This is a genomic window from Variovorax sp. Varisp53 (assembly GCF_059491555.1).
This window is the reverse complement of sequence record NZ_CP168512.1, coordinates 5,587,250-5,604,243: the sequence shown is the minus strand read 5'-3', so window position 1 is coordinate 5,604,243 and position 16,994 is coordinate 5,587,250. Positions and strand designations below refer to the sequence as shown.

The window sequence follows — 16,994 nt, the reverse complement described above, 5'->3', positions numbered from 1 at the left end:
TTGCCCATGCGACACCTGCTGCGTTGCACCGTTGTCCTCGCGCTTGCCTTCGTGCATGCGGTCGCCTCGGCGAGCGGACTGCAGGTTTCTCCGGTCACGCTGACGCTGCAGGCCACGCAGAACGCCGATGGTCTCTGGCTTAGCAACAGCGGCGACGACGTGGTGCACGCCCAGGTGCGGGTCTATCAGTGGTCGCAGGAAAACGGTGCCGAAAAGCTGACGCCCTCGCGCGAACTCCTCGTGAGCCCGCCGGTGGTGCAGTTGGCCCCGTCAGAACGACAGCTGATCCGTGTCATCCGCGCCGCAGCTCCTGCCGGGGCGGTCGAAAACTCGTATCGGGTCATCATCGACGAGCTGCCGGTCGAGGTGAAGGAAAAGAAGGGCCTGCAGCTCGTACTGCGCTATTCGGTGCCGATCTTCATCGCCGCCGCGGGCGCGCAGCCGACTGCGCCTCAGCTCAAATGGTCGCTGCGCGCCGAGGGCCGCCAGGCGGTGCTCGAAGTCGCCAACAGCGGCGGCATGCACGCCCAGCTTGCCGATCTGGATTTTGTCGATGCCACCGGCCGACGCACCTCGGTGCATGCCGGCCTGATGGGCTATGTGCTCCCGGGCGTGAGCATGCGTTGGCCCCTGAAGACACCCGCGGAAGCCTTTGCTTCCGGCGGCGTTCTGGAAACGAAGATCAATGGCAACGCGACGCAGGAAAAAATTCCGCCGCTTCAACGCGTCCGCTGAGCACCTGTTGCCACTGCTGCTTCTTTCCGGTCTGATGCCGCTGGCTGCTCAGGCCCAGAGCGCCGCAGCCGGATCGGGCTCATGGCTGGTCGCATCCGCTGCGGAAGGCGACCTTTCCGGGCCTAGCGGCAGCGAGCTCTATCTGGAGTTGAGCCTCAACGGCAACCCCCAGGGACTGGTGCATTTCGGCCTGCGCAGCCGGGAGCTCTGGGCCAGCGCCACCACGTTGCGGCAGCTGGGCTTCGTGCTGCCGGCGGGCGTGTCCGATCCGGTGAGGCTCAAAAGCCTCCCCGGGGTGCAGGTGAAGTACGACGCCGCAAACCAGAGCGTCGCGATCAATGCTTCCGCCGATGTGCTGCGCCTGCCGACGACGGTGGTTGACACGTCGACGGTCATCGCGCCGAAGGCCAGCGCTTCGCCCGGCTTGTTGCTCAACTACGACCTCTATGGCACGCAGGGCCGCAACAACACGTCCAGCTTCAACGCACTGACTGAACTGCGCGCGTTCAGCGGAAGCTCGGTGTTCAGCAGCACGCAAATGACGCGCGCCACCCGCCTCGACGGCGAGGCCTGGCAGCACGACTCGGTCCGGCTCGACACCACCTGGAGCAAGTCATTCCCCGATGACATGCTGACCCTTCGCGTGGGCGACACCACCACGGCCTCGCTGCCGTGGTCGCGCTCCACGCGGATTGGCGGTATCCAGCTGTCGCGCAATTTTGCGCTGCAGCCCTATCGCACTACCACGCCGCTGCCGGCTTTCCTGGGAGCGGCCGCGCTGCCTTCGCAAGTGGAGCTCTATATCAACGGCCTGCGCCAGTACACGGGCCAGGTCCCGGCGGGGCCCTTTCAGCTCAACACGGTTCCGAGCATCAGCGGCGCGGGCAATGCCCAGGTGGTTCTGACCGACGCCTTCGGCCGCGCGACGACGCTGGACTTCTCGCTGTACGACACGCAGCGGCTGCTGGAGAAGGGCCTGTCCGACTGGTCGATCGACCTAGGCATGGTGCGCAAGAACTACGGCCTGCGCTCGTCCGACTACGGCAACGATCCCGCCGCCACTGGCACCTGGCGCTACGGTGTGAGCAACAGCTTCACGCTGGAGACGCATGGCGAAGCCACCAAGGGACTGGTCAAGGGCGGGGTCGGCGGCGCATGGCTGCTCGGCCAGAGCGGCGTGCTGACGGGCGCCGTGGCGCGCAGCAGCTACCAAGGCCAGACGGGCTCGCTGCTGAACCTAGGGTACAGCTGGCGCGACAACCATTTCAATTTCGCGGTCGAAGGTACCCGCACGCGCGGCGAATACCGCGATGTCGCATCGCTGTACGGCAGTGCGCCGGCAAGCGGCTCGGGCCGTGCATCCGTCGGCTACACCACCAACGGCCTCGGTAGTTTCGGTCTCAGCTACCTTTACCTGCGCTATCCCGCGCAGCAGCCGACGCGCCTGGCCAGCGTCTACTGGTTCACCGCACTGGGACGCGGCGCCTCGGTGAATGTGAGTCTCAACCAGAATCTCGATGACCGGCGAGAGCGCAGCCTCTTCGTCGGCTTCACCTGGGCGTTGGACGGCAAGGTCACGGCCAGCACCGGGATGCAGCGCGACCGCGACAGCACCATCTACACCGCCGACGCGCAAAGCTCAATGCAGGGCGATGGCGGCATCGGCTGGCGCGCCGGCCTGCGTCAGGGCGGCGGCCAGAGCGGCGGGCAGGCCCAGGTCGACTACCTGGGCCGCTACGGCCGCGCCATGGCGGGCATCAGCGTGCTTGGCGACAGCCGCTACGCCTACGCCGGCGCCACCGGGTCGATCGCGTTCATGGGCGGCCAGCCCTTCGCGGCCCGGCACATCGACGACGCCTTTGCGGTGGTCTCCACCGACGGCATCGCCGGCGTGCCGGTGAGGCTGGAGAACCGGGACATCGGCACCACGGACGACCATGGCATGCTGCTGGTGGCGCCGCTGCGCGCCTACCAGAAAAACCAGCTGTCCATCGATCCGATGCAATTGCCCGCCGACGTGAGGATCGAACGCGTGAAAACCATTGCTACCCCGAGCGACCGTGCCGGCACCCTGGTGCGCTTCGGCATCACGCCGGTGAACGCGGCCGCGCTCCTGCTGGTGGACGAGGCGGGCAAGCCCCTGCCGGTGGGCAGCCGGGTGCGCATCAACAGGCAAGGCGAGCCGGCGCTGGTCGGCTTCGACGGCGCGGTGTACCTCGAGTCGGTCGAGGCGCGCAACACGCTCGACGTGCAGACGCCCGGCGGCCACTGCCGGGCCAGTTTCGACTATCGCAAGGACGGCGCCGGAATTCCACAGATCGGCCCGCTGCGCTGCGCCACGGAGGCCAAGACGCCATGAGTCATTTTCTGACCCGCACGTTGCAGGCCCTGCGCCTGCCCTTGTTCTGCGTGCTGCTGTGGTGGCTGCCGGTGGGCACCGCGCAGGCGCAGGTCAGCTGCACGGCGACGATGACAAACGTGGCTTTCGGCACGGTCGATCTGGTCGATGGGAGTGCGCCATCCACCACCGCCACGCTGAGCTACACCTGCACCAACACCGGCAGCACCGCCACGTTCGCCAGGGTCTGCTTCAACATTGGCGACGGCGACGAAGGCCTCACCAACTTCAATCCGCGCGTCATGAGAGACAGCGCCTTGAACGGCTTGAGGTTCCAGCTCTACCAGGGGACGACGGGCGGCACGATCTGGGGTTCGATTGGCAACACGACGGTGCCAAGCCCCTTCGCGGTCAACATAAGTATTCCTCGCCGCAGTGGTGGCGTTTCGGGAACCACGTCGGGAAGCGCCACCATGGCCGGGCAAATACTCGGCCTCCAGAGCACGGCACCTCCAGGCGCGTACCAGGACAACTTTGGCACCGTGCACACCTCGATCACGCTCACGTCGAACACGGGCTCCGCGCCGACGACCTGCGGCACAGCAGTGTCGGACACCTTCCCCTTCGTGGTCAGCGCAACCATCGCCAAGAGCTGCCTGGTCACGGCCAATCCGTTGAACTTCGGCACCGTCGAAGGCCTGCCGGGCGCCGCCAATTCCGATCAGACCAGCACGATCAGCGTCACCTGCACGACACCCACCGCCTACACGGTCGCGTTGTTGCCATCCAATGGCGCGACGACCGGCGCAGGGGTGATGTCGCCGACGGGGGGCGTGCCCGGCAACACGGACACGGTGGCTTACCGGCTCTACCGCGATGCCGCCCGCTCGAGCCCCTGGGGCAGTGTCACGGGCACCAACACCGTCGCCGGAACCGGCACCGGAGCGGCCCAGACGCTGACCGTGTACGGCCGCGTTCTGGGCACCAGCGCCAACGTGCGGCCGGACAGCTACCGTGACGTCGTGACGGTCAACGTCACCTACTGAGCTGAACTCAGCTGCGCCGGCGGCTGCACCGGCACGAAAAAGCCTGCTGGCAAATTGCGGGCAATGCGCGAAGAATAGCGCCCGGGTTACCCTCATTTTCCCGCGACTCTGCCGATAGACCAGGCTGGGCATCGATGCGATGCTCTCCACCAGGCTGCGACGAGAGGAGTTCTCATGTCCGGAAACATGCGTCCTGCAAGGGCGACTGCGTTGCGGTCGCCGCGAACGGCTCCATCACTGGCCGCCGTTGGCATGCTGCTCTTGCTGTCCTTGCAACCGCGGATCAGCTCCGCGGAGCCGATGCGCCCTATGAACAGCGCGACGGGCCGGTTTAGCCTCACGATGGTCGTTCTTCCGACCTTCAAGGTGCTCGAGGTCACGCCAGCGAAGGGCGGGTATGAGTACCGCGTCTGGACCAACATGGCGTCGGTGCTCATCAAGGGTCGCGAGTACCGGTTCGACAGGATCGGAGAAACGAGGTTCACGGTGGCCGGCAACGATGCCGATGGCCGCGACAGCCTCAGCCCAGCCTGGCGCGGGGCGGTCGGTGCGATGGCTGCGGCCGCCGGCGGCGCTCCGCCGCAGGCGGCAACGGCGGCGACCGGCGACGGCAGCAATGCGATGCGGGTGATGGTGACTTACTAGGCAGCAAGCAAAGCGAAAGCACCGATTCGGGTGATTGGCATCGAGCGCCCAGCCAACCTTGACCTGTGCGCGGCGCTCAGCCCTCGATGCCGCACCCGTTCAACACGAAGGCCACGAGTTCCCGCGCGATGGGCTCGCGATCGATCGGCGCGTCGGGCGGCAGGCCGAGCATCACGCGCGTCTGGATCGCGTAGTCGGCATAGCTCTGGGTCATGGCCCAGATGTGCATCAGCAGGATGCGCGCGTCGAGCGGGCGCATCTGCCCGCGCGCGATCCAGCCGTTGATCACGTCGATCTTCTTCTGCGTCCAGGCCCGTGCGTTGGGCCAATAGCGGTCGAGGTTGCGCCCGCCGTCGAGGATCTCGCGCGTGAAGATGCGCGACATCTCGGGGCTGTCGAAGGCGTGGTCGAGCTTCTTGCGGATGTAGCCGCCGAGCACCGTGGCCGGGTCGCTCGCGTCCTCGAAGGAGAACACCACCTTCCACGCGTGCAACACCTGCATCAGCAGTTCTTCGTAGAGCTCTTCCTTGCCGGCGATGTAGTAGTGAAGCTGGGGCTTGGTGAGGCCGGCGCGCGCCGCGATGGCCTGGGTCGAGGTGCCTTTCAGCCCGTGCAGGCTGAACTCGGTGACCGCCGCGGCGCGGATCGCCGCCATGATGCGTTCGCGCCCGGGCCGCGCGCGCGACAGCGGGCCGTCGGGGGCGGGCATTTCCTGGGCGGTCGAAACGGGGAGGGCGGCTGGATCGGCGGTCATGGTGGCGGGAAGGCGCGGTGCGCGCGGCCGATGGTAATCCCTCGCGCATGACCACATGCCATGCCGGCATGAACGCGCAGGGCATGCGGGCACGATTCATGTATCTTCCTCGCCGCCTCGAAAGATTCCACTTCAACACAGGAGTTCTCCATGTACCTTTCCCCCCGTTTCCGTGCCTTCGCGGCCGGCGCCGCAATGCTGGCGGCCAGCGCGCTCGCGCAGGCGCAGCAGGCATTGCCCAACGTGGTGATCCTCGCCACCGGCGGCACCATCGCCGGGGCCGGCGCCTCGGCCGTCAACAGCGCCACGTACGCGGCCGCCAAGGTCGGCGTCGAGAAGCTGATCGCCGGCCTGCCGGAGCTCTCCAAGGTGGCGAACGTGCGCGGCGAACAGGTGTTCCAGGTCGCATCGGAAAGCCTCACCAACGACAACCTGCTGACGCTGGCCAAGCGCGTGTCGGCACTGTCGAAGCAAGCCGACGTGGACGGCATCGTCATCACGCACGGCACCGACACGCTCGAAGAAACCGCCTACTTCCTGACGCTGACGGTCCATACCAGCAAGCCGATCATCGTGGTCGGCTCGATGCGTCCGGGCACGGCGCTGTCGGCCGACGGCGCGCTCAACCTGTACAACGCGGTGAACGTGGCGGGCAGCAAGGACGCGATGGGCAAGGGCGTGCTGGTGACGATGAACGACAACATCGACACCGGCCGTGACGTGAGCAAGAACGTCAACATCAAGACCAACGCCTTCTCCAGCCAGTGGGGTCCGCTGGGCATGATCGTCGAGGGCAGGAACTACTGGTTCCGCGCACCGGTCAAGCGCCACACCATGAACTCGGAGTTCGACATCGACAGCATCAACGCGCTGCCGCCGGTCGAGATCGCGATGGGCTACGAAGGCGTGTCGTCGGTGGCCATCGACGCGATCGCCAAGAGCGGCGCCAAGGCGCTGATCCACGGCGGTACGGGCAATGGCTCGGTGGCCGACCGCATCGTGCCGAACCTGCAGAAGGCGCGCGCCGACGGCGTGATCGTGATCCGCAGCGCCCGTGTGCCCGACGGCTTCGTGATCCGCAATGCCGAGCAGCCCGACGACAAGTACGACTGGGTGGTGGCGCACGACCTGCGTCCGCAGAAGGCCCGCATCCTGGCAATGGTCGCGCTGACCAAGACCAGCAACACCAAGGAACTGCAGCGCATCTTCTGGGAGTACTGATCTCTCCCCAGGGCGCGTTCGGTGCCTTGGCTGAATCGGGCCGCAGCGGTGAAAGCCGCTGCGGCCTTTTCGTTGGCGGGTCCGCTCAGCGCGGGCCGCGATGGTGCCGCGCGTACTCGATGCTCGCGATGCAGATTGCCAGCCACGCGCCGCCCGAGCACAGCCCTGCGAGCACGTCGCTCGGGAAGTGCGCCCGCACGAAGATTCGGCTGCAGGCCACGGTGATCACCACCGCCGTCGCCGCCATCACCGACGGCACCCGCCAGCGCGGCGACAGCATGCGCAGCCCGAGGTAGCCCAGCATGCCGTAGAGCACCATCGCGCCCGAGCTGTGGCCGCTCGGAAAGGAATAGCCCGACACCTGCGCGACGCCGAAATCGTGCACCGGCCGCGTGCGCTCGAAGATGAGCTTGAGCGTGTGGTTCAGCCCTGCGTTGCCGACGACGGCCGCGACCCAGCCGACTGCGAAGCCGCGGTGCTCGCGCAGCCACAGCGCCACCGCCACGACGGTGCACAGCAGCACCGCGACGATCGGGTCGCCCACGTGGGTGAGCCACGAGAACATTTCCCGCACGCCCGCCGGTGTGTACGTGCCCACGGCGCGGCTGATCGTCTCATCGAGCAGGCCCATCGGCCGGCCATTGCCGAGGCCTTCCGCCACTTCGGCGAACATCCAGGCCAGAGCGACCACCGACGCCGCGCCGATGGCCAGCCCGCCGAACAGCAGGCCCGTGCCCGGTTCGGGCTGTGCCGCATGCCGGCGCCGCAGGTGCTCGAAGCCCCAAGCCGCGAGGCCGGCTGCCACGGTCAGCACCGCCAGAAGAACAGGAATCCGGGCCAGGCCTGGGCGCCGAGGTGCTCTCCCAGGGCGATCAATGCGGCATCTTCAACGGACATGGGCGGGGCGGGCGGACGGCAGGTGCAGGCGAATCACGGCGTGTCGGCGGGGGTTTCAAAGGGGAGGTCGAGCATAGCGGGCCGTTCCTGACCGTCCACTGCCTCGTAAAATAGCCGGTTCGTTGCGCCGCGGGTCCTTCTCCCGCCGGGCGGCCGCCTTCACGCAGAGCCATGCTGACCTTCCAACAAATCATTCTCAAACTGCAGTCGTACTGGGCCGACAAGGGCTGCGCGCTGCTGCAACCGTACGACATGGAAGTGGGCGCGGGCACCTCGCACACCGCCACCTTCCTGCGCGCGCTCGGCCCCGAACCCTGGAAGGCCGCCTACGTGCAGCCCAGCCGCCGCCCCAAGGACGGCCGCTACGGCGAGAACCCCAACCGCCTGCAGCACTACTACCAGTACCAGGTGGTGCTCAAGCCGGCGCCCAGCAACATCCTCGAGCTCTACCTGGGCAGTCTCGAAGCGCTGGGCTTCGACCTGAAGAAGAACGACATCCGCTTCGTGGAAGACGACTGGGAGAACCCCACGCTCGGCGCCTGGGGCCTGGGCTGGGAGGTGTGGCTCAACGGCATGGAGGTGACGCAGTTCACCTATTTCCAGCAGGTCGGCGGTATCGACTGCAAGCCCATCACCGGCGAAATCACCTACGGCCTGGAGCGCCTGGCGATGTACCTGCAGGGCGTGGACAACGTCTACAACCTCACGTGGACGGATGGCCTCAGCTACGGCGACGTCTACAAGCAGAACGAGGTCGAGCAGTCGACCTACAACTTCGAGCACAGCGACGCCGAGTTCCTGTTCACTGCCTTCGCCGCGCACGAGAAGCAGGCCAAGAACCTCATGACCGAGCAGCTCGCGCTGCCGGCCTACGAGCAGGTGCTCAAGGCTGCGCACAGCTTCAACCTGCTGGACGCGCGCGGCGCCATCAGCGTGACCGAGCGCGCCGCCTACATCGGCCGCATCCGCAACCTCGCGCGCGCCGTCGCGCAGAGCTACTACGACAGCCGCGAGCGCCTGGGCTTCCCGATGGCGCCTCGCGAATGGGTCGCGCAGATTCCTCCGAAGAAGGCTGCCTGAAGCAGCTTCGCGCACCTCCTTTCCCATGCCCACCGTCTTCACCCACGTCGCCGTTCCCGTCTGCGCAGCCATTGCGCTGGGCACGCGGCGCGTGCCGGTGTCGGCGCTGCTCGCGGGCATGCTCGCGTCCATCGTGCCCGACTTCGACGGCCTGGCCTTCAAGCTCGGCATCGCCTACGGCGGCATGGCGGGCCACCGCGGCTTCACGCACACGCTGGTGTTCGCGCTGCTGTTGGGCCTTGCGGGCTGGTGGCTCGCGCCGCGCTGGGGCATGCGCCGGGCGGCGGGCTGGGCGTGGATTGCGCTGTGCACCGTGTCGCATCCGCTGCTGGACATGCTGACCAACGGCGGCATCGGCATCGCCTTCTTCTGGCCGTTCAGCGACGTGCGCTATTTCAGCCCGTGGCGGCCCATCGAGGTGTCGCCGATCGCCCTGAAGAAGTTCTTCTCGCCGCGCGGCGCGCAGGTGCTGTTCAACGAGATGGCCACCGTGTGGGCGCCGCTGCTGGCGACCGCGGTGCTCGCGCTGGTTGCGCGTCGTTCCGTGGAGCGGCGCCACGGCGCCGTTGCCGCATGAATTCGGTCTTTTCTTCTTTCCCCTCCACGGTGCCGCTTCGCTGCGTGCCCGTGACCGGTGCCGCTCGCGGCCCATTTCCAACAACGCTCTGAGCCATGTCGTCTGCCAGCCTTCTTGTCGAACTGTTTGTCGAGGAATTGCCGCCCAAGGCGCTGAAGAAGCTCGGTGATGCCTTTGCCGGCGTGCTGCGCGACCAGCTCGTGGCGCAAGGGCTCGCCGCATCCGGCGCCGTGCTCACCGCCTATGCCTCGCCGCGCCGCCTGGCTGCGCACCTCACGCACGTTGCCGAGCGCGCCGCCGACAAGGCCGTGTCGCAAAAGCTCATGCCTGTGGCCGTGGGCCTCGATGCCTCGGGCCAGCCCACGCCCGCGCTGCTCAAGCGCCTGGGCGCATTGGGCGCCGATGCTTCCGCCGTGCCCGGCCTGAAGCGCGCCATGGACGGCAAGGCCGAAGCCCTGTTCTACGAAAGCACCGCCAAGGGCGCCACGCTGGCCGAAGGCCTGCAGAAGGCGCTGGCCGAAGCCATTGCCAGGTTGCCGATTCCCAAGGTCATGAGCTACCAGCTCGAAGAAGGCAGCGAGCTGCCCGGCTGGACCAGCGTGAGCTTCGTGCGCCCGGCGCACGGCCTCGTCGCGCTGCACGGCGACACCGTGGTGGCCATCGAGGCGCTGGGCCTGAAGGCCGGCCGCGAGACGCACGGCCATCGCTTCGAGGCGGCGGTCGATCCGGTCGTGCTGCGCGATGCCAACAGCTATGCGCTGCAGATGCAGGAAGACGGCGCCGTCATCGCGAGCTTCGAGGCGCGCCGCGCCGAAATCGCGCGCCAGCTGGCTGCGGCGGCAGTGGAGGTCGGCGGCGGCTCGGTGCCGATCCACGACGACGCGCTGCTCGACGAAGTGACCGCGCTGGTCGAGCGCCCCAACGTGCTGGTCTGCAGCTTCGAGCGCGAGTTCCTCGAAGTGCCGCAGGAATGCCTGATCCTCACGATGAAGGCCAACCAGAAATACTTTCCGCTGCTCGATGCGTCGAGCAAGCTCACCAACAAGTTCCTGGTGGTCAGCAACATCAGCCCCGACGATGCGAGCGCGGTCGTCGAAGGCAACGAGCGCGTCGTGCGCCCGCGCCTGGCCGACGCCAAGTTCTTCTTCGACCAGGACCGCAAGAAGTCGTTGGCCTCGCGCGTCGAGTCGTTGGGCAAGGTGGTCTATCACAACAAGCTTGGCACGCAGGGCGAGCGCGTGCAGCGCGTGATGCACATCGCGCGCGGCATTGCAGAGAAGCTCGGCGATGTATCGCTGGCCGCGCACGCCACGCAGGCCGCTCAACTCGCCAAGGCCGATCTCGTGACCGACATGGTCGGCGAGTTCCCCGAGCTGCAGGGCACCATGGGCCGCTACTACGCGCTGCACGACGGCCTGGACGCCTCGGTGGCCGACGCCATCGAAGACCACTACAAGCCGCGCTTCGCCGGCGACGAGCTGCCGCGCAACAGCGTGGGCCTCGTGGTCGCGCTGGCCGACAAGCTCGAGACGCTGGTCGGCATGTTCGGCATCGGCAACCTGCCCACCGGCGACCGCGACCCGTTCGCGCTGCGCCGCCATGCGCTGGGCGTGCTGCGCATGCTGATCGAGAAAGACCTCGCGCTGGGGCTCGACGCCCTGCTGCAGGACGCCGCCGCGCAGTTCAAGGCCATCGACGGTTTCGACGGCGGCAAGGCCACGGTCGAGCTGCAGGACTTCATCCTCGACCGCCTCGCCGGCAGCCTGCGCGAGCAGGGCGCCAGCGCGCAGGAAGTCGATGCCGTGCTGGCACCGCGCCCGCAGCGCTTGGGCGAAGTGCCCAAGCTGCTGGCCGCTGTGCGCGCTTTTGCCGCCTTGCCCGCCGCCGCCGCGCTGGCCGCCGCGAACAAGCGCATCGGCAACATCCTCAAGAAGGCCCCCGAGGCCGACGCGCATGTCAGCGAACTGCTGCTGCACGAGCCGGCTGAGAAGGCGCTGCATGCGGCCATGGCGCAGGTCGTGCCCGCCGCCAACGCGCAATTCGAGGCCGGCGACTACACCGCCTCGCTGCAGACGCTGGCCGCGCTGCGCGAGCCGGTCGACGCCTTCTTCGACGGCGTGATGGTCAACGCCGAGCAGGCCGACCTGCGGCTCAACCGGCTGGGCCTGCTGATGTCGCTGCACGCCGCGATGAACCGCGTGGCCCAGCTCGAGCGGCTGGCTGTCTGACCACATCCACGGCGTCTCCCAAAGGAGCGGCACTGCCATGAAACTCGTCATCCTCGACCGCAACGGCACGATCAACGTGCACCGCGAAGACTTCGTGAAGAGCGACATCGAGTGGACGCCGCTGCCTGGTGCGCTCGAGGCCGTGGCGCGGCTCAACCATGCGGGTTGGCACGTGGTGGTGGCTTCCAACCAGTCGGGCCTGGGCCGCGGCCTGTTCGACATGGCCTCGCTCAATGCGATGCACGCCAAGATGCACAAGATGCTCGCGGCGGTGGGCGGCAAGGTCGATGCCGTGTTCTATTGCCCGCACAGCCCCGACGAGGACTGCGACTGCCGCAAGCCCAAGCCGGGCCTGTTCCTGCAGATCGGCGACCGCTACGGCATCGACCTCAAGGGCATCCCGACCTGCGGCGACAGCCTGCGCGACCTGCAGGCGGGTGCGGCCGCCGGCTGCGAGCCGCACCTGCTGCTCACGGGCATGGGGGCGGCCTGCCGCGGCATCGATCCGCTGCCTGCCGAATATCCGGCGAACACGTTGGTCCACGACGATCTCGCCGCTTTTGTCGATTTCTTGCTTGCGCGCGAAGCGCGGGCCGTACTGCAGGTGACTGTCTGATGGCGTTTTTTCGTTCCGTTCTCCACGCGCTGTGGATGCTCGTCACCGTGATCCCGTGGGGCATCATCATGTGCGTCAGCTCGCTGTGGAAGCGCGGCATTCCGCTCTACTGGATGGCGGAACGCTGGCTCGGCTGGGCCATCGGCGGCGCGCGCGTGCTGCTGGGCATCAAGACCCGCGTGAGCGGCATGGAAAACCTGCCGACTGACAAGCTTGCGGGCGCGGTGCTGCTGGTGAAGCACCAGTCCACGCTCGAGACCTTCCTGATGCCCACGCTGATGCCGCACCCGCTGGCCTACGTGTTCAAGAAGGAGCTGATCTACGTGCCCTTCTTCGGCTGGGCGATGGCGCGGCTGGACATGATCCACATCGACCGCAGCCAGCGCGCGCAAGCCTTCAACAAGGTGGTGAACCAGGGCCGCAAGCTGCTTGCGCAGGGCATCTGGATCATCATGTTTCCCGAGGGCACGCGCATCCCGCGCGGGCAGAAGGGCACCTACAAGAGCGGCGGCACGCGGCTCGCCTGCGAGACCGGTGTACCGGTGATTCCCGTTGCAGTGACTTCGGCCAAGGTGTGGCCGCGCAAGGCCTTCATCAAGCGCCCGGGCGTGGTCGACGTGTCCATCGGCCCGGCCATTTCGAGCGTGGGCCGCAAGCCCGACGAGCTGATGCGCGAGGTCGAGGCCTGGATCGAGGCCGAGATGCGCCGCCTCGATCCAGAGGCTTATGTCGACAGCCCGCAGTCTGCGCAAGAAGCGGTGAGCTGAGGAACAGAGAGCCCGGCATGGGAGGACTGCTTCAGTTCACGATGGACCTGTTCGAGGGGCTGGGCAGCGAGTTCGCGTCGCCGGCACCCGCCCCGGCGCGGCCGCGCAGGGCGAAGAAGCCGAAGCCTGCGGCACCGCCCGCGACTCTTCTGGCTCCTCCTGCCATGGCGCCTTCGGCGCTGGACGATGAACACGCCGTACCCTCGCCGCCGGCGGTTCCGCTTGCCGAGACGCTGGCGCTCGCGAACTTCGCGCACCCTCAAGCCTCGCGCGAGGTGGTGCTCGGCTCTGCGCGCGTGGCCTATGAATTCAAGCGCGGCAAGCGCAAGACCATCGGCTTTCTCGTCGGTGCCGAAGGCCTGTCGGTGCGCGCGCCGCGCTGGGTGGCGCTGCGCGATGTCGATGCGGCCATCCGCGAGAAGTCCGACTGGATCCTGCGCAAGCTCGCTGAAACGCAGCAGCGTCATGCGCGCGTCGAAGCCACGCGCATCGAGTGGAGGGACGGGGCCGGTTTTCCGTTCCTTGGCGAGCCGGTGGTGATCCAGCTCGACCCGAAGCACGGCTTCGCCAGCGTCGGCGGCACGCTCGATGCCGGTGACGGCACGGAGCCGCGCATCCTGCGGCTGGCGGTGGCACAGAACGCGGCGCCTTCGCAGATCCGCGATGCGGCGCAGGCCTGGCTCATGCGGCAGGCGCGGCGCCTGTTCATCGAGCGGCTCGATCATTTCGCGCCGCTGCTGGGCGTGCGCTGGCAGAAGCTGTCGCTGTCGAACGCGGCCACGCGCTGGGGCAGCGCAAGTGCGGACGGGTCGATCCGGCTCAACTGGCGGCTCATTCATTTCCGCATGCCCGTGATCGACTACGTGGTCGCGCACGAACTGGCCCACCTGCGCGTGATGGACCATTCGCACCGCTTCTGGGAAACGGTCGGGAGCGTGATGCCTGACTACGACCTGCTGCGCCAGCAGCTCAAGGACGAAGCGGTTCCCCGCTGGTCCTGAGGCATTTCTCGGGCGCGCTCAGCGCGCGTGCGTAACGCCTCCGTCCACCACCAGCGTCGACCCCATCACATAGTCCCCAGCCCGGGAGGCAAGGTAGATGGCCGCACCCGCCATGTCTTCCGGCGTGCCGATGCGCCCCGCGGGGATGCGGCCCTTGACCTCGTCCCCGTGGTCGCGAGCGTCCTTGTTCATGTCGGAGGCGAATGCGCCGGGTGCAATTGCACTCACTGCGATGCGGTCCTGCGCCAGCCGCAAGGCCATGCGGCGCGTCAGCTGGATCAGCCCCGCCTTGCTCGCCGCATAGGAGTACGTCTCCTGCGGATTCACGGAAATCCCGTCGATCGATGCGATGTTGATCACCTTCGCCAGGTGATCCGTGGCGGCCTTCTTCAACATCGGCGTCAACGCCTTCGTCAGGAAGAACGGCGTCTTCAGGTTGAGGTCTACCACCTTGTCCCAGCCGTTTTCGGGAAACTCTTCATACGGCGCGCCCCAGGCGGCCCCGGCGTTGTTCACCAGGATGTCCAGCGAGCCTTCGTGCTTCGCATAGGCCTCGACCAGCGCCTGCGCGCCTTCGAGCGTCGACACGTCCGCCGGCAGCGACACGCAATGCCCGAAGGCCGACAGCTCCTTCGCCGTCTGGTCGCAGGCCGCGGCCTTGCGCGCCGAGATGTACACGCGCGCGCCCTGGGCCAGGTAGCCCTCGGCGATCATGCGGCCGATGCCGCGCGAGCCGCCGGTGATCAGCGCCGTGCGGCCCTTCAGCGAGAAGAGTTGGGTGGTGTCCATGGTGCGGGTGTCTCCTGAATGAATGAGCGATCGGGTCCAGGAAACGAGCTTAGTGCGCGCCGCGCCGCGCGGGCGTCACCTCGGTGTCAGCGTCAGGCTTCGGGGGCTCGTGAAGCTGCGCAGGTCGCCGCTCACCGGGTCGAGGAACGCGACCGACCTCGCCAGCAGCTGCAAGGGCTTGCCGAAATCGTCTGCGCCTTCGGGCAGCAGCACGGGATAGATCGGATCGTTCACGATCGGCATGCCCAGCGCCATGCAGTGCACGCGCAACTGGTGCTTGCGGCCCGTCACGGGCGAGAGCTTCAGCAGCGCGCGGCCGTCGCGCACCTCTTGCACCTCGATGCGGGTTTCGGAGTTGGGCTCGCCGGGTTCTTCGCGCACGCGCATGAAGTGGTCGTCGTCGACCAGCCGGCTGCGGTAAGTGGCGGGCACCGACGAAACGCCTTCGCGCCACGGCACCACGGCTTCGTAGTGCTTGGCGATGCGGCGCTCCGGAAACATCTGCTGGTAGGCGCCGCGCGTGGCGGGCCGCACCGAGAACAGCACCAGCCCCGAGGTGCTGCGGTCGATGCGGTGCAGCGGCACGAGGTCGTCGAGCGCCAGCTTGCGCTTGAGCCGCACCAGCAGGCTCTCCTGCAGGTATTTGCCGGTGGGCGTGACGGGCACGAAGGGGGGCTTGTCGACCACCAGCAGTTCGTCGTCCCGGAACACGACCTGCTCTTCGAACGGGATGCGCGCTTCGTTGTCGAGCGTGCGGTAGTAGTACACGCGCAGCGGCGATTGATAACGGCGCGCCACCGTCACGGGCACGCCGTGCTCGTCGATGACGTCGTTCGCCTCGATGCGTTCGAGCCAGGCTTCGCGCGTGATCGCGGGAAAGCGCTCGATCAGGAATTCGGCAATGGTCGGCCAGGGGCCGTGGACCAGGCCCACGCAGCTCGGTCCGACGCCGTCGCGCGTGGGCAGCGGCAATTGGGGCGGTCGGCGCCGGGTCATTGCGGGAGTGCTCGCCGCAGCACGGATAGGGCTTCGGCGAACGAAGGCCTCGACGCCGCGTCGGGCTGCAGGCAGCGGTCTTTCAACGTCGACACGGCCTGCGGCGGTGCGTCGTTGCAGCGTTCGAGCAGCTCTTCCAGCAGGCAGCCGAAGGCGCGCATCTCCAGGCCTTGGAACGCACGCGCCTGCGCTGCATCGGGCGCGCCCGTCATCCACGCCGCGCCGAAGTCGCCGAGCCGGCCGCCATCTTCCGGATGCCAGAGGATGTTGTGCGCATAGAGATCGCCGTGAAGAATTCCTTGCGCATGCAGATGCTGCATGGCCGACGCGATGTCGCGTGCGATGCGCAGCGCCACATCGGACGTCCACCGCGCTTCTTCTGCATAGACATCGCGCGTACACGACGCAAGGCTCGGCGGCCCCGCGAGCGTGGCGAACGATGGATCGACCAGCGCCATCACCAAGCCTTCGATGCCTTCGGGATGGCCGTCGATGCGGCTCTGCGCGGCGATCAGCGTGGGATGCACGCCAGCGGCGATGCAGGCCGCCATCTCGCTGTGCGGCCAGCCGTCGCTGGTGACCACGCCCTTGAAGAGCTTGACCGCCACCGGCTGCGATGCGGTGCCGAGCGTCGCCTGATGGATCACGCCCGATGCGCCTTCGCCGAGCTTCCTGCCCAGCGCCAGTTCACGCCAGTCGACGTGCGGCACCGACTGCGCGGTGATCGCCGCGTCCTCGGCCTGCGTGTCGAAGGGGTTGCCCGCGCAGGCGAGCCACGACAGGCGCGGCAGCGAAGGCAGCCATGCGGGCAGCGTCTCGAAGCGGTTGGCCGAGATGCGCAGCAGTTCGAGCTGCCCGAGGCTGGCCATCGAGGGCGGCAGCGCGCGCAGGCGGTTGCCCGCGAGCATCAGCTTCTGCATTCGCGTGCAGTTGCCGAGCGAATCGGGCAGTTCATCGATTTGATTGTCCGTGAGGATCAGCCAGCGCAGCGAGGGCGGCAGCGAGGCCGACGGCACGGTGCGGATCCGGTTGGCCTTGAAGCCGACGATGTCGAGGCCATGGCACTGGCCGATGGCTTCAGGCAGCGTGGTGAACCGGTTGTCCGAGCAGAACAGCACGCGCAGCCTGTGCAGCCGGTGGAGGTCGTCGGGAAGCGTGTCGAGTGCATTGCCCGACAGGTTCAGCACCTCGAGCGAATCGGCGAGTTCGAAGATCTCTCGCGGGAACTCGGTGAGTCCGCTCGAGAGATCGATTCTTCTTGCGCCTGCCAGCCGGCCCGCGCGCAGCTGAGCCAGCGTGTCCAT

16 protein-coding genes are annotated in these 16,994 nt (G+C 67.6%); 11 read left to right on the top strand and 5 right to left on the bottom strand.

Annotated features, from left to right (window positions below; all coding sequences use genetic code 11):
* Nucleotides 1-6 precede the first annotated feature (6 nt).
* From ACEOAB_RS26305 to ACEOAB_RS26290, 4 genes are all read left to right on the top strand, one after another.
* Nucleotides 7-735, top strand: coding sequence for a fimbrial biogenesis chaperone (locus ACEOAB_RS26305; protein WP_413749185.1), 729 nt, complete (start codon nt 7-9; stop codon nt 733-735).
* A complete protein-coding gene (locus ACEOAB_RS26300; RefSeq protein WP_413749184.1) occupies nt 686-3,094 on the top strand; it encodes a fimbria/pilus outer membrane usher protein in 2,409 nt (802 codons plus the stop codon). Before ACEOAB_RS26305 ends, ACEOAB_RS26300 begins: the two co-directional genes overlap by 50 nt.
* On the top strand, nt 3,091-4,119 hold the full coding sequence (locus tag ACEOAB_RS26295) for a Csu type fimbrial protein (RefSeq protein WP_413749183.1): 1,029 nt from the start codon (nt 3,091-3,093) through the stop codon (nt 4,117-4,119). The genes ACEOAB_RS26300 and ACEOAB_RS26295 overlap by 4 nt, the downstream gene beginning before the upstream one ends.
* Nucleotides 4,120-4,371: 252 nt before the next feature.
* A complete protein-coding gene (locus ACEOAB_RS26290) occupies nt 4,372-4,764 on the top strand; it encodes a hypothetical protein (protein ID WP_495653201.1) in 393 nt (130 codons plus the stop codon).
* 76 nt (nt 4,765-4,840) lie between these two features.
* Here the strand turns inward: ACEOAB_RS26290 and ACEOAB_RS26285 are convergent, their stop codons facing one another.
* Entirely contained in the window at nt 4,841-5,518 is a 678-nt protein-coding gene (locus ACEOAB_RS26285) for a TetR/AcrR family transcriptional regulator (RefSeq protein WP_157609054.1), read from the bottom strand.
* A gap of 150 nt (nt 5,519-5,668) precedes the next feature.
* Here ACEOAB_RS26285 and ACEOAB_RS26280 point away from each other — a divergent pair, with 150 nt between their 5' ends.
* The gene (locus tag ACEOAB_RS26280; RefSeq protein WP_056595776.1) at nt 5,669-6,739 is read left to right on the top strand and encodes an asparaginase; all 1,071 of its coding nucleotides are present in this window, start codon (nt 5,669-5,671) and stop codon (nt 6,737-6,739) included.
* Between the two features lie 85 nt (nt 6,740-6,824).
* Here ACEOAB_RS26280 and ACEOAB_RS26275 read toward each other — a convergent pair whose 3' ends face one another.
* Nucleotides 6,825-7,544, bottom strand: coding sequence for a phosphatase PAP2 family protein (locus ACEOAB_RS26275; RefSeq protein WP_495653200.1), 720 nt, complete (start codon nt 7,542-7,544; stop codon nt 6,825-6,827).
* Between the two features lie 263 nt (nt 7,545-7,807).
* Here ACEOAB_RS26275 and glyQ point away from each other — a divergent pair, with 263 nt between their 5' ends.
* The 6 genes from glyQ (at nt 7,808) to ACEOAB_RS26245 (ending at nt 13,905) form a co-directional block, all read left to right on the top strand.
* A complete protein-coding gene (gene glyQ / locus ACEOAB_RS26270) occupies nt 7,808-8,716 on the top strand; it encodes a glycine--tRNA ligase subunit alpha (RefSeq protein ID WP_056595769.1) in 909 nt (302 codons plus the stop codon).
* 25 nt (nt 8,717-8,741) lie between these two features.
* A complete protein-coding gene (locus ACEOAB_RS26265) occupies nt 8,742-9,293 on the top strand; it encodes a metal-dependent hydrolase (protein WP_056595765.1) in 552 nt (183 codons plus the stop codon).
* 95 nt (nt 9,294-9,388) lie between these two features.
* Nucleotides 9,389-11,521 carry a glycine--tRNA ligase subunit beta gene (gene glyS, locus ACEOAB_RS26260; RefSeq protein ID WP_056595763.1) on the top strand — a complete coding sequence of 711 codons (2,133 nt, stop codon included), beginning with the start codon at nt 9,389-9,391 and terminating at the stop codon, nt 11,519-11,521.
* A 37-nt stretch (nt 11,522-11,558) separates the two neighbouring features.
* Nucleotides 11,559-12,137 (top strand): D-glycero-beta-D-manno-heptose 1,7-bisphosphate 7-phosphatase, encoded by a 579-nt coding sequence (gene gmhB, locus ACEOAB_RS26255; protein WP_056595754.1) that lies wholly within the window; start codon nt 11,559-11,561, stop codon nt 12,135-12,137.
* Entirely contained in the window at nt 12,137-12,904 is a 768-nt protein-coding gene (locus ACEOAB_RS26250) for a lysophospholipid acyltransferase family protein (protein WP_007836158.1), read from the top strand. The genes gmhB and ACEOAB_RS26250 overlap by 1 nt, the downstream gene beginning before the upstream one ends.
* A gap of 17 nt (nt 12,905-12,921) precedes the next feature.
* A complete protein-coding gene (locus ACEOAB_RS26245) occupies nt 12,922-13,905 on the top strand; it encodes a M48 family metallopeptidase (RefSeq protein ID WP_413749701.1) in 984 nt (327 codons plus the stop codon).
* Between the two features lie 18 nt (nt 13,906-13,923).
* Here the strand turns inward: ACEOAB_RS26245 and ACEOAB_RS26240 are convergent, their stop codons facing one another.
* From ACEOAB_RS26240 to ACEOAB_RS26230, 3 genes are all read right to left on the bottom strand, one after another.
* Complete coding sequence (locus ACEOAB_RS26240) at nt 13,924-14,694, bottom strand: SDR family oxidoreductase (RefSeq protein WP_413749702.1); 771 nt, start codon at nt 14,692-14,694, stop codon at nt 13,924-13,926.
* 75 nt (nt 14,695-14,769) lie between these two features.
* A complete protein-coding gene (locus ACEOAB_RS26235) occupies nt 14,770-15,690 on the bottom strand; it encodes a pseudouridine synthase (RefSeq protein ID WP_413749703.1) in 921 nt (306 codons plus the stop codon).
* Nucleotides 15,687-16,994, bottom strand: coding sequence for a leucine-rich repeat-containing protein kinase family protein (locus ACEOAB_RS26230; RefSeq protein ID WP_413749704.1), 1,308 nt, complete (start codon nt 16,992-16,994; stop codon nt 15,687-15,689). The genes ACEOAB_RS26235 and ACEOAB_RS26230 overlap by 4 nt, the downstream gene beginning before the upstream one ends.

Excerpts from the sequence above, each read along its gene's own strand:
- ACEOAB_RS26280 (WP_056595776.1), top strand. The coding sequence starts at position 5,669 with ATGTACCTTTCCCCCCGTTTCCGTGCCTTCGCGGCCGGCGCCGCAATG.
- ACEOAB_RS26265 (WP_056595765.1), top strand. The coding sequence starts at position 8,742 with ATGCCCACCGTCTTCACCCACGTCGCCGTTCCCGTCTGCGCAGCCATT.
- ACEOAB_RS26230 (WP_413749704.1), bottom strand. The coding sequence starts at position 16,994 with ATGGACACGCTGGCTCAGCTGCGCGCGGGCCGGCTGGCAGGCGCAAGA.
- ACEOAB_RS26250 (WP_007836158.1), top strand. The coding sequence starts at position 12,137 with ATGGCGTTTTTTCGTTCCGTTCTCCACGCGCTGTGGATGCTCGTCACC.
- ACEOAB_RS26295 (WP_413749183.1), top strand. The coding sequence starts at position 3,091 with ATGAGTCATTTTCTGACCCGCACGTTGCAGGCCCTGCGCCTGCCCTTG.
- ACEOAB_RS26235 (WP_413749703.1), bottom strand. The coding sequence starts at position 15,690 with ATGACCCGGCGCCGACCGCCCCAATTGCCGCTGCCCACGCGCGACGGC.
- ACEOAB_RS26240 (WP_413749702.1), bottom strand. The coding sequence starts at position 14,694 with ATGGACACCACCCAACTCTTCTCGCTGAAGGGCCGCACGGCGCTGATC.
- glyQ (WP_056595769.1), top strand. The coding sequence starts at position 7,808 with ATGCTGACCTTCCAACAAATCATTCTCAAACTGCAGTCGTACTGGGCC.
- glyS (WP_056595763.1), top strand. The coding sequence starts at position 9,389 with ATGTCGTCTGCCAGCCTTCTTGTCGAACTGTTTGTCGAGGAATTGCCG.
- ACEOAB_RS26285 (WP_157609054.1), bottom strand. The coding sequence starts at position 5,518 with ATGACCGCCGATCCAGCCGCCCTCCCCGTTTCGACCGCCCAGGAAATG.
- ACEOAB_RS26245 (WP_413749701.1), top strand. The coding sequence starts at position 12,922 with ATGGGAGGACTGCTTCAGTTCACGATGGACCTGTTCGAGGGGCTGGGC.
- gmhB (WP_056595754.1), top strand. The coding sequence starts at position 11,559 with ATGAAACTCGTCATCCTCGACCGCAACGGCACGATCAACGTGCACCGC.
- ACEOAB_RS26290 (WP_495653201.1), top strand. The coding sequence starts at position 4,372 with ATGCTGCTCTTGCTGTCCTTGCAACCGCGGATCAGCTCCGCGGAGCCG.
- ACEOAB_RS26300 (WP_413749184.1), top strand. The coding sequence starts at position 686 with ATGGCAACGCGACGCAGGAAAAAATTCCGCCGCTTCAACGCGTCCGCT.
- ACEOAB_RS26305 (WP_413749185.1), top strand. The coding sequence starts at position 7 with ATGCGACACCTGCTGCGTTGCACCGTTGTCCTCGCGCTTGCCTTCGTG.